Source organism: Demequina lignilytica, assembly GCF_030418375.1.
Taxonomy (GTDB): domain Bacteria; phylum Actinomycetota; class Actinomycetes; order Actinomycetales; family Demequinaceae; genus Demequina; species Demequina lignilytica.
Window position 1 is genome coordinate 534,394 of the sequence record NZ_JAUHPZ010000002.1, and the last position, 8,713, is coordinate 543,106.

Here is an 8,713-nt window from a genome sequence, read left to right on the forward strand (position 1 = left end):
CTTATTCCTTGCATCGCGAGGGCCACACGCACGCGACGCTCGACCTGTCAGGCGACGAGAACGTCAGTCGGTGACCTTGGCGGCGTGCCGCACGGGTGAGGCTCCCTGAGGGCGCGCGGCGTGGTCGCGGTCCACGATCGGCGTCACCAGCGCCTCGATGTGCTCCGTGGGAGGCGTGGGAAGGCCGCAGACTCTCGCTAGGAGGCGATCCTCGTGGACGGCCCACTGCACGAGCGCGGCAGCCTCCCAGATGTCGTACTGGAGCGCGGGTCGCTCCACGTCAGCGGGCGCCGTGATCGTGCCGTCCGCGTGGAGCTCCACGTAGAAGCCTTGCTGCTTGGCGATGTTGTCGGCGTGTGCCCACATCTCAGGCGTCGGCTCCTCGGGCGAGTAGAACTCAGGGTCGGTCAGGAACGAGGTGGCCTCGACCAGCTTCGGCACGTGGTGGCGCCCGTGCTCGCGCAGTTCAGGCACGTCACGAGGCGTCTCGTCGCCGGTCTCCCACGCCTTCCAGAACGCGCGCTGGACCCAGACCGCCTTGCCGATCTCCTCCCGCGCGAGCACCGAGAGCGACTGGGCGCGGGGCGACGGGTAGAGCAAGTCCGCCTCCGTGACCAGCCGCGCGGCGTTCTCGACGAGCGCGAGCCAGAGGGCGCGGGCGCTTTCGGGCGTAATGCGGGTCACGAGCACAGGCTAGGTGCAGCTCCCAACAGGACTGGGCGCTCGTCGCGTAGCCCCAGCCCGGAATACCCTCGAAGTGAAGGAGGTTCCGCGATCATGACCACCCTCGGCATCATCGGCTCCGGCCACATTGGCTCCAACGTGGCTCGCGCCGCCGTCGCGGCGGGCTACGACGTCCTCATCAGCAACAGCCGCGGCCCCGACACCCTGGGCGATCTGGTCGCCGAGCTCGGCCCGCGCGCCACCGCGGTACATGCCCGCGACGCCGCGCTGAAGGGCGATCTGGTCCTGGTCGCGGTCCCGCTGGGCAAGATCGACCAGCTCCCGCTCGAGCAGCTGCGCGGCAAGGTGGTGATGGACGCCAACAACTACTACCCCCAGCGCGACGGCCGCATCGCCGCGCTCGACGCCAACCGGAAGACCACCTCCGAGCTGCTGCAGGACCTGCTGCCCGCGTCGCACGTGGTCAAGGCCTTCAACAGCATCTACGCGCGGCAGATCCCGGCGGACACCGCGCCCGCCGGCTCCCCGGTGCGCCGCGCCATCCCGATCGCGAGCAACCACCCCGAGGCGACGCACCTGGTCGCCTCCTTCCTCGACACGATCGGCTACGACGCCCACGACATGGGGCCGCTCGCGGAGTCGTGGCGCGTCGAGCGCGACACCCCGACCTACGGGGTCCCCACCACGGCCGCCGAGTACGAGGAGATCCTTCCCGGCGTGGAGCGCGTCCAGCAGGTCTGAGCAGGGGATACGCTCGCGGGAAGACCGTCACGGGGGGCGACGATGAACTTCACCAGCGGGATGCCCAAGCTGCCGCCGTTCGCACATCACGGAGCGACGCCCACCTCGGACCCGCTGATCCCCGGGATGACGGCGGGCGGCGACAGCGCGCAGCCGCCGACCGAGCGCCCGCGCCGCGGGATCCTGCTCCTGTCCATGGTGCTGGTGCTCGTGGCCGGCGCGCTCGCGATCTGGGTCCTGTTCCAGCCTCGCGGGGACGAGGCGGTGGCCAGGGACGCCGCCGCCTCCCTCGGTCTGACGGTGACGGACGATGCGGAGGTGGCGCTCAACGACGCGACCATCGCGGGCGGTCTCCGGGTCCGCTTCGTGGGCGAGACGGACCAGGCCGTCGAGCAGGGCTACTACTTCGACCTCGACGTCGTGACGGCGCGCGAGCCGGGGGACGACTGGATCCCGACCGACGTCGCCGGCGCGACCGGCGCGTGGTTCGTCGGTGATCCGCCGACGGCCATGTACCTCCAGCAGGGCGATCGCTGGTGGGTGGCGAGCCCCGGGACGCCGTCCATCTACGGCGATGATGCGACCGCGCGGCAGGCCTGGCACCACCTGCGCAACGCGCTCCTCTTGACCGACGCGTCCTGACCACGCCCCCAGAAGTAGGGGCTACCGACGGCGCGATGACGCTGTGATGCTGGCACCGTGAACATGCACGGTCGTCTGCTCCGCGTCCTGTCTCAGATCTCCGGTCTGGCCGCGCTGGCATGGTGGCTCGAGACCCTCGCCGGCGTCGGCCTCCCGATCCGTCTCGCCTCGCTCGCGGCGATCGTGGTCGGCTCCGTGTGGATGCGGTACCGCGTCCGGTGGGTGATCGAGCGCGAGGGCCTCGCCATGTGCGTCAGCGTCTGCGCGATGCTCGGCGCCGTCGGGAGCTTCGCCTACATGGCGACCGGCCTGTGGATCGGCGCCCTGGCGCACCTGATCCTGGTGGCCTCCGCGGTGCGCGTCACACTCGAGGAGTTCGGGGTCACCCGCGCGCTGGCGTAGGAGAGCGCAAACAAAGAAGGTTAACTTGCAAGGCAACCTTCCAAAGTCGTAGCCTGGTGGCGTGACCCGCCCCGAGGACCCCGCCGCGCTCGCCCCTCGCCTGCGCATCGTCGCCGCCCGGCTCAACCGCCTGGCTCGCAACGCCACCCCGGAGGCGCACCTCACGCCGTCGCAGGAGTCCGCGATGCGCATGATCCGCAAGCGCGGCCCGCTCACCACCGCCGAGCTAGCCGAGATCGAGCACGTCCGCCCGCAGTCCATGGGACAGGTGGTGCGCGCGCTCGGTGAGGCGGGCCTGGTCGACCGCACTCCCGACCCCGACGACGGCCGCCGCGAGCTCCTCGCGCTCAGCGACGCGGGGGAGGAGTCCCTCGCCGCCGTGTCCCGCGAGCGTGACGCCGCGTTCGCGTCCCTGCTCGCCGAGCGCCTGGCCGACGCGGACCGTGACGCCCTCGCCGCCGCGCTCCCGCTGCTCGAGACCCTGGTCGCGGAGAGGTGACGCCCACCCAGGGCTTCGGCGCCCGGTTCGCGCTCCCCGTGCTGACGGGGCCGGCGATGAACCCGCTCAACACCACCATGATCGCGGTGGCGCTGGTGCCCATCGCCGAGGCGACCGGGGTGACCGTCGCCCAGGTGATGTGGCTGGTCGCCGGCCTGTACCTGGTCAGCTCGGTCGGCCAGCCCGCGTGCGGTCGCCTCGCCGACATCTACGGGCCCCGGCGCGTCTACCTCGCGGGCCTGACCGCGACGGCGATCGGCGGCATCGTCCCCGCGCTCTGGCCCACCTTCACCGGCGTCCTGGTCGCACGCCTGCTGATCGGCCTGGGGACCTCGGCCGCGTACCCCTCCTCGATGGCGCAGATCTCCGCCCAGTCCGCGCGCCTGCGCCGCGAGCCCCCGCCGATCCTGCTGTCCGGCCTGTCGATGGCCGCCCTCACCTCCATCTCGATCGGGCCGGTGCTCGGCGGGCTCCTGGTGCACTGGTTCGGGTGGCAGTCGATCTTCCTGGTCAACGTGCCCGTCGCGATCGCCGTCGCGGTCATGACGCTCCGGTGGCTGCCACGGGACGATGCGCGGGTCGCCCCGGGCACGTCCGTCGCCCGGGCGATCGACCTGCCCGGCATGGTGCTCTTCACGCTCACGCTCACCCCGACGCTGGTGTTCCTGCTCGACATCGACCAGCACCAGTGGTGGCTGCTCGCCGCGCCCGCGCTCGCCGGCCCGGCCCTGATCTGGCACGAGCGCCGCACCGAGCGCCCCTTCATCGACGTCCGCATGCTCGCCCGCAACCGCGCGCTGTCGCGTACCTACCTGCGATTCTTCCTCAGCTACGTGGGCATCTACCTGGTGACCTACTCCATGACGCCGTGGTTCCAGAGCGCCCGCGGTCTCGATGCCGACGTGACGGGACTGATGATGATCCCGGCCGCGGTGGTCGCCTTCGCCGCGAACCTCATCGTCGCCAGGCAGCCGCGCCCGCGGCGCACCCTGATCATCGCCGCAGGCGTGCCGCTCGTCGGCGGCGTCCTCGTGACGGCGATCCATACCGGCACGCCTCTCGCCTGGGTGCTCGCGGCGATCGCGCTGTTCGGCATCCCGCAGGGCCTGGTGTCGGTGACGAACCAGGCGGTGCTGTACCGGCAGGCCCCCGCGGGGCAGATCGGCACCGCGGCGGGACTGTCGCGCACCGCTCTCCAGATGGGGGCGATCGCCGCTTCGGTGGTGATCGCCGGCGCCGTGGGTGACACTCCGACCGATGCGAGCCTGCACACGGTCGGGATCGTGATCGCGGCGGTGTCCGCCGTGGTGCTGGTGCTGGTGGTCGCCGACCCGGGTCTGCGGTCGGACGTGCACCGCGTACGCGACGCGCGGCGGATGCGCCGGGAGAGCCGTTCGGCCCAGGGCGCCCCGGCGGGCTCCCACTAGTCTCGGACCATGTCCTCGAACTGGTCGCTCCTGCTCCCGGGCGTGATCGTCGCGATCGTCGCCGGCATCACCATCGGCGGCACCATCGACATCGGCCGCCGCACCGCCGAGCTCCGCGCGCGCCAGCGCCGCTTCGAGGCCGAGGGCCCGCTCGCGCTCGCGGCCGCGCACGACCTCCTGGTCGCGGGCATCCCGCGTGACCCGTCCTCGCTGGTCCCGCCGGAGGCGTTCGTCCGCCCGGTGCGCGACCAGGTCGCGACCCTGCAGCTCGGCTCGCGACGCGCGAAGTCCGAGCTCCCCGCGATCGCGATGCTCGACGGCCTGGACCGGCTGCTCGAGGAGATGACCGTGAGGGGCCGCATGCTCGACGCCGCCCTGGTCGCGGCCTTCAGCAAGGACCGTACGGAGGCCGAGACGCGGTTCATGCTCAAGCTCGCGCGCCAGGCGATCCAGCGCGACCCGCAGCCGGCGGGCGACGAGGTACCCGAGATCGATTCCGAGCCCGTCAACGCGATCCTCGAGGGTGACGCCGACCTCCGCGCCCGCATCGTCCAGTACCGCCACCTGCAGGAGCGTCTCTTCAACGTCGCCGACGCCTTCGTGGATCACTGGTGGGTGGTGCGCGGGCTGCGCCTCGACGCCGCCGCCCGCACCGCGACCGCGACCCTCGAGGGCGGGCCCGTCGCCCGGTGGCGCGTGGCCCGCGACATCGACCGCAAGCTGCACGCGGACATCGTCCACGACTTCCTGCCGCGCTGGCAGGAGCTCACCGCGGCGCTCGGGAAGGGCAGCGCGGCGCGCTAGCCGTGACACCACGGCCCGACGCGCGCCGGGTCTAGGCTCGGCCCCATGGAGACCACCACGCCCGCACCGTTCACCGTGATCCCGAACCGGCGCCCCGCGTCCGACGAGGAGCGGTGGCTCGCGATGGAGGACCCGGTCTTCGGCAAGGTCTTCACCGACCACATGGCGCGCGCGACCTGGCGCGACGGTGAGGGCTGGACCCAGCGTCGCATCGTCCCCCTCGCCCCCCTCCCGATGCACCCCGGCGCCGCCGTCCTCCACTATGCGCAGCAGGCCTTCGAGGGCCTCAAGGCGTACCGGCACGAGGACGACTCCATCCACCTGTTCCGTCCCGAGCGCAACGCCGCCCGCCTGGCCGCGTCCGCGCGCCGGCTCGCCCTGCCCGAGCTCCCGGCCGAGGACTTCCTGGCCTCCCTCGAGGAGCTCGTGACCATCGACCAGCAGTGGGTCCCCGGCACGCCCGGCGCGAGCCTCTACCTGCGGCCGCTGCTCATCGCGACCGAGCCCAGCCTCCTGGTCCAGCCGTCCGACGAGGTCGACTACCTGGTCACCGCGTCGCCCGTGGGCGCCTACATCGCGACCGGCGACCAGGGCGCCTCGATCTGGGTGTCGAAGGGCTACCACCGCGCCAACGCGGGCGGCACCGGCGAGGCCAAGACCGCCGGCAACTACGCGGCGAGCATGCTCCCGCAGCTCGAGGCCAAGGCCCACGGCTGCCAGCAGGTGCTGTTCCTCGACGCCAAGGAGGACCGCTACGTCGAGGAGCTCGGCGGCATGAACCTCATGGCGGTGCGCGCCGACGGCACGGTGCTCACGCCGTCCCTGAGCGGCACCATCCTCCCGGGCGTCACCCGCGACTCGATCCTCACGCTGCTGAAGGACTCCGGGCGCACCGTCGAGGAGCGCGACATCGAGCTCGCCGAGATCCTCGAGGGGATCGAGGCGGGGGAGATCGTCGAGCTGTTCGCCTGCGGCACCGCCGCCGTGGTGACGGCCATCGGTCGCCTGGTCTCCGACGACTTCGACGTGACCGTGGGCGACGGTTCGCCGGGCCCGGTGGGAGCTGAGATGGTCGGCGCGCTGACCGACATCCAGTACGGCCGCGCCGAGGACACGCACGGCTGGCTCCACCGGGTGGTCTGATGCGGACGATGCGCGCCGTGGGCGTCGCGCTCGCTCTCGCGTGGGTGCTCGCCGGGTGCACGGGCGGCGACGATGCGTCGACGTCGCCGAGCGCGTCGACGCCCGCCGCGTCCGAGAGCCCCTCTGTCGCGACACCGTCGGCGACGCGCTCGGCCGCGCAGACGCCCACGCCGTCGCCCACCGCATCGTCCTCCCCGGACCCCGCCGGTCCGGTACCCGTGACCGCCGCGAACCTCGAGGATGCGCTCGCGACCGCGGGCTTCGAATGCGGCGACCTCGACGGGGTGCTCAACTGCGCGATCGGCGGGTCGAACGTGCCGTTCGGCGTGCCCGACGACTGGGCCGCCGACACCGAGCTGCGTCGCGATGCCTGCGAGCAGGGGTACCTGTCCGCCGACTATCAGGTGGTCGGCGACGACGCGACCTGGTACGCCGCGCCGGATTACGTGGAGGACGCCGAGACCCTCATCGAACGGCTCGCCGCGGCGGGCTACACGACGGACTTCTTCGACTACTGCCCGGCCTGACGGGGCACCGCCCGGTGTCGGCGCGCGGCCGTACAGTGAGGCGGTGCCCGCGAACGACTACACCCTCACACGACGCCGGATGAAGAACATCCGGATGACGGTCCGCGCGGGGACCGGCGAGGTGCGGGTGTCCGCGCCGCTGCGGACGCCGCGCCGGGTCATCGACGCCTGGGTGGAGTCGAAGGCGGAGTGGATCGAGCTGCAGCGGTCGAAGGCGCTCGCCGCGCCCGCCCCGCTCGCCCCCGGTCCCGAGGCGGACGCGCTGCGGCGAGAGCTCCGGCCCGTGCTCGCGGAGCTGGTCGCGGCATGGGTGCCGCGCATGGGCGTGCCCGAGCCGACCTGGCGTGTCCGGATCATGCGCTCGCGGTGGGGCAGCTGCAATAAGGACGCGCGCTCGCTGAACTTCAGCCTCGAACTCGCGCGCAAGGACCGGCACCTGGTCGAGTACGTGGTGGTCCACGAGCTCGCGCACCTGATCGAGTCCAATCACGGTCCCGGCTTCTACGCGGTCATGGACGCGCACCTGCCCGATTGGAAGTCGCGGCGCGCGGAGCTCAACGGCCGCTGAGCTGCGTCTGCTCGCTCCGCCCCCACCGTCTCGTCGTCTCACCGTCTTCTGCTGCGGGGAAGCCAGCGCCCCTCCCGAGCGATCCCCGACTCCTGCGGGAGACTCACAGCCCTTGGGCCGATTCCTGCAGCGGCTCCGCGTGCGGGGCTGTGGGGACGTGGTGTCGCGCGGATAGTGTCGTCGCATGCGTGAGGGAGATCTGCTCCGTCCGGACGGGCGCCGGGTCCATTGGTACGACGGCGGGCCAGAGGACGCCGAGCTGGTGCTGTTCTGGCACCACGGCACGCCGAACATCGGTCAGCCTCCCGGTCCCCTGATGGCGCCCGTGACCGAGCGCGGGTGGCGGTGGATCTCGCTGGACCGCCCGGGGTACGGGGGATCGGACCGGCGGGAGGGACGATGCGTGGCGGACGTGGTCGACGACGTCGCCGACGTCGCGGCGGCGCTGGCGGTGCCCCGGTTCGCGGTGGTCGGGCACTCGGGTGGAGGGCCTCACGCGCTCGCTTGCGCGGCTGTGCTCGGGCCGGAGCGCGTGCGGGCGGCGGTGTCGATCGCGGGTCTGGCGCCGTTCGGTGCCCCCGGCCTGGACTGGTTCGGGGGCATGGCCCCCGGCGGACGCTCCGAGCTGGAGGCCGCCGCTCTCGGACCGGCCGCGCTCGCGGCACAGCTCGAGAGCGAGGAGTGGGATCCCGAGAGCTTCACCCCCGGTGACCACGCCGCGCTCGAGGGGGAGTGGGGCTGGTTCGGTTCGGTGGTGGAGGCGGCGCTCTCCCTCGGACCGGACGGGATGATCGACGACGACGTCGCCTATGTGTCCGACTGGGGGTGCGCGGTGGAGGACGCCGGGAGCGTGCCGGTGCTGGTCGCGCATGGGGAGGACGACCGTGTGGTGCCGGCGGCTCACGGGCGGTGGCTGGCGGACGCGATCCCGGGCGCCGAGGCGAGATTTCTCGAGGATTCCGGGCACATCTCGGTCCTCCTGGACGCCGGGGCGCTGCTGGACTGGCTCGAGACCCACGCCTAGAGCCGATCTACCAGGGGCGACACGCCCGGGTGTCACGACACGCCCAGCGGATTGGACATGCCCGAAACACCTGTGTAACTTATTCCGAGTTGCCAGGGACGAGGTCCGAAAGGAACGAGGCCCTGAACCTCCAGATCACAGCTGATCGAGACTGCGTAAGCGGTCGGACGAGCGTATGCTGGAGGTCCTCCTCGAACCGAGACACACCGACACGGTGAGTTGACATGGTGCGAGAGAGTGTGTAACTTAGGA

The 8,713-nt window shown here is 72.1% G+C and carries 11 protein-coding genes; 10 read left to right on the plus strand and 1 reads right to left on the minus strand.

What is annotated here, in order from left to right; translation table 11 throughout:
* Positions 1-63: 63 nt before the first annotated feature.
* Positions 64-684, minus strand: a complete 621-nt coding sequence (locus QQX13_RS06045) for an AbiV family abortive infection protein (RefSeq protein ID WP_301152810.1) — start codon at positions 682-684, stop codon at positions 64-66.
* A 93-nt stretch (positions 685-777) separates the two neighbouring features.
* Between QQX13_RS06045 and QQX13_RS06050 the strand changes: the two genes are divergently transcribed.
* The 10 genes from QQX13_RS06050 (at position 778) to QQX13_RS06095 (ending at position 8,461) form a co-directional block, all read left to right on the plus strand.
* On the plus strand, positions 778-1,425 hold the full coding sequence (locus tag QQX13_RS06050; RefSeq protein ID WP_301121211.1) for an NADPH-dependent F420 reductase: 648 nt from the start codon (positions 778-780) through the stop codon (positions 1,423-1,425).
* A 42-nt stretch (positions 1,426-1,467) separates the two neighbouring features.
* Entirely contained in the window at positions 1,468-2,067 is a 600-nt protein-coding gene (locus QQX13_RS06055; RefSeq protein ID WP_301152811.1) for a hypothetical protein, read from the plus strand.
* Positions 2,068-2,124: 57 nt separating this feature from the next.
* On the plus strand, positions 2,125-2,469 hold the full coding sequence (locus QQX13_RS06060; RefSeq protein ID WP_301152812.1) for a hypothetical protein: 345 nt from the start codon (positions 2,125-2,127) through the stop codon (positions 2,467-2,469).
* A gap of 61 nt (positions 2,470-2,530) precedes the next feature.
* The gene (locus QQX13_RS06065) at positions 2,531-2,968 is read left to right on the plus strand and encodes a MarR family winged helix-turn-helix transcriptional regulator (RefSeq protein ID WP_301121216.1); all 438 of its coding nucleotides are present in this window, start codon (positions 2,531-2,533) and stop codon (positions 2,966-2,968) included.
* Positions 2,965-4,395, plus strand: a complete 1,431-nt coding sequence (locus QQX13_RS06070) for an MFS transporter (RefSeq protein ID WP_301152813.1) — start codon at positions 2,965-2,967, stop codon at positions 4,393-4,395. Before QQX13_RS06065 ends, QQX13_RS06070 begins: the two co-directional genes overlap by 4 nt.
* A 9-nt stretch (positions 4,396-4,404) precedes the next feature.
* The gene (locus QQX13_RS06075) at positions 4,405-5,199 is read left to right on the plus strand and encodes a hypothetical protein (protein ID WP_301121220.1); all 795 of its coding nucleotides are present in this window, start codon (positions 4,405-4,407) and stop codon (positions 5,197-5,199) included.
* 45 nt (positions 5,200-5,244) lie between these two features.
* Positions 5,245-6,342 carry a branched-chain amino acid aminotransferase gene (locus QQX13_RS06080; protein WP_301121223.1) on the plus strand — a complete coding sequence of 366 codons (1,098 nt, stop codon included), beginning with the start codon at positions 5,245-5,247 and terminating at the stop codon, positions 6,340-6,342.
* Positions 6,343-6,350: 8 nt separating this feature from the next.
* On the plus strand, positions 6,351-6,869 hold the full coding sequence (locus QQX13_RS06085; RefSeq protein ID WP_301152815.1) for a hypothetical protein: 519 nt from the start codon (positions 6,351-6,353) through the stop codon (positions 6,867-6,869).
* Positions 6,870-6,912: 43 nt separating this feature from the next.
* Positions 6,913-7,437 (plus strand): M48 family metallopeptidase, encoded by a 525-nt coding sequence (locus QQX13_RS06090; protein WP_301121227.1) that lies wholly within the window; start codon positions 6,913-6,915, stop codon positions 7,435-7,437.
* A 184-nt stretch (positions 7,438-7,621) separates the two neighbouring features.
* Positions 7,622-8,461: an alpha/beta fold hydrolase gene (locus QQX13_RS06095; RefSeq protein ID WP_301152816.1), complete on the plus strand. Its 840-nt coding sequence runs from the start codon at positions 7,622-7,624 to the stop codon at positions 8,459-8,461.
* Positions 8,462-8,713 lie beyond the last annotated feature (252 nt).

Coding starts and splice junctions, on each gene's coding strand:
- QQX13_RS06085 (WP_301152815.1), top strand. CDS start 6,351: ATGCGCGCCGTGGGCGTCGCGCTCGCTCTCGCGTGGGTGCTCGCCGGG.
- QQX13_RS06080 (WP_301121223.1), top strand. CDS start 5,245: ATGGAGACCACCACGCCCGCACCGTTCACCGTGATCCCGAACCGGCGC.
- QQX13_RS06050 (WP_301121211.1), top strand. CDS start 778: ATGACCACCCTCGGCATCATCGGCTCCGGCCACATTGGCTCCAACGTG.
- QQX13_RS06075 (WP_301121220.1), top strand. CDS start 4,405: ATGTCCTCGAACTGGTCGCTCCTGCTCCCGGGCGTGATCGTCGCGATC.
- QQX13_RS06055 (WP_301152811.1), top strand. CDS start 1,468: ATGAACTTCACCAGCGGGATGCCCAAGCTGCCGCCGTTCGCACATCAC.
- QQX13_RS06095 (WP_301152816.1), top strand. CDS start 7,622: ATGCGTGAGGGAGATCTGCTCCGTCCGGACGGGCGCCGGGTCCATTGG.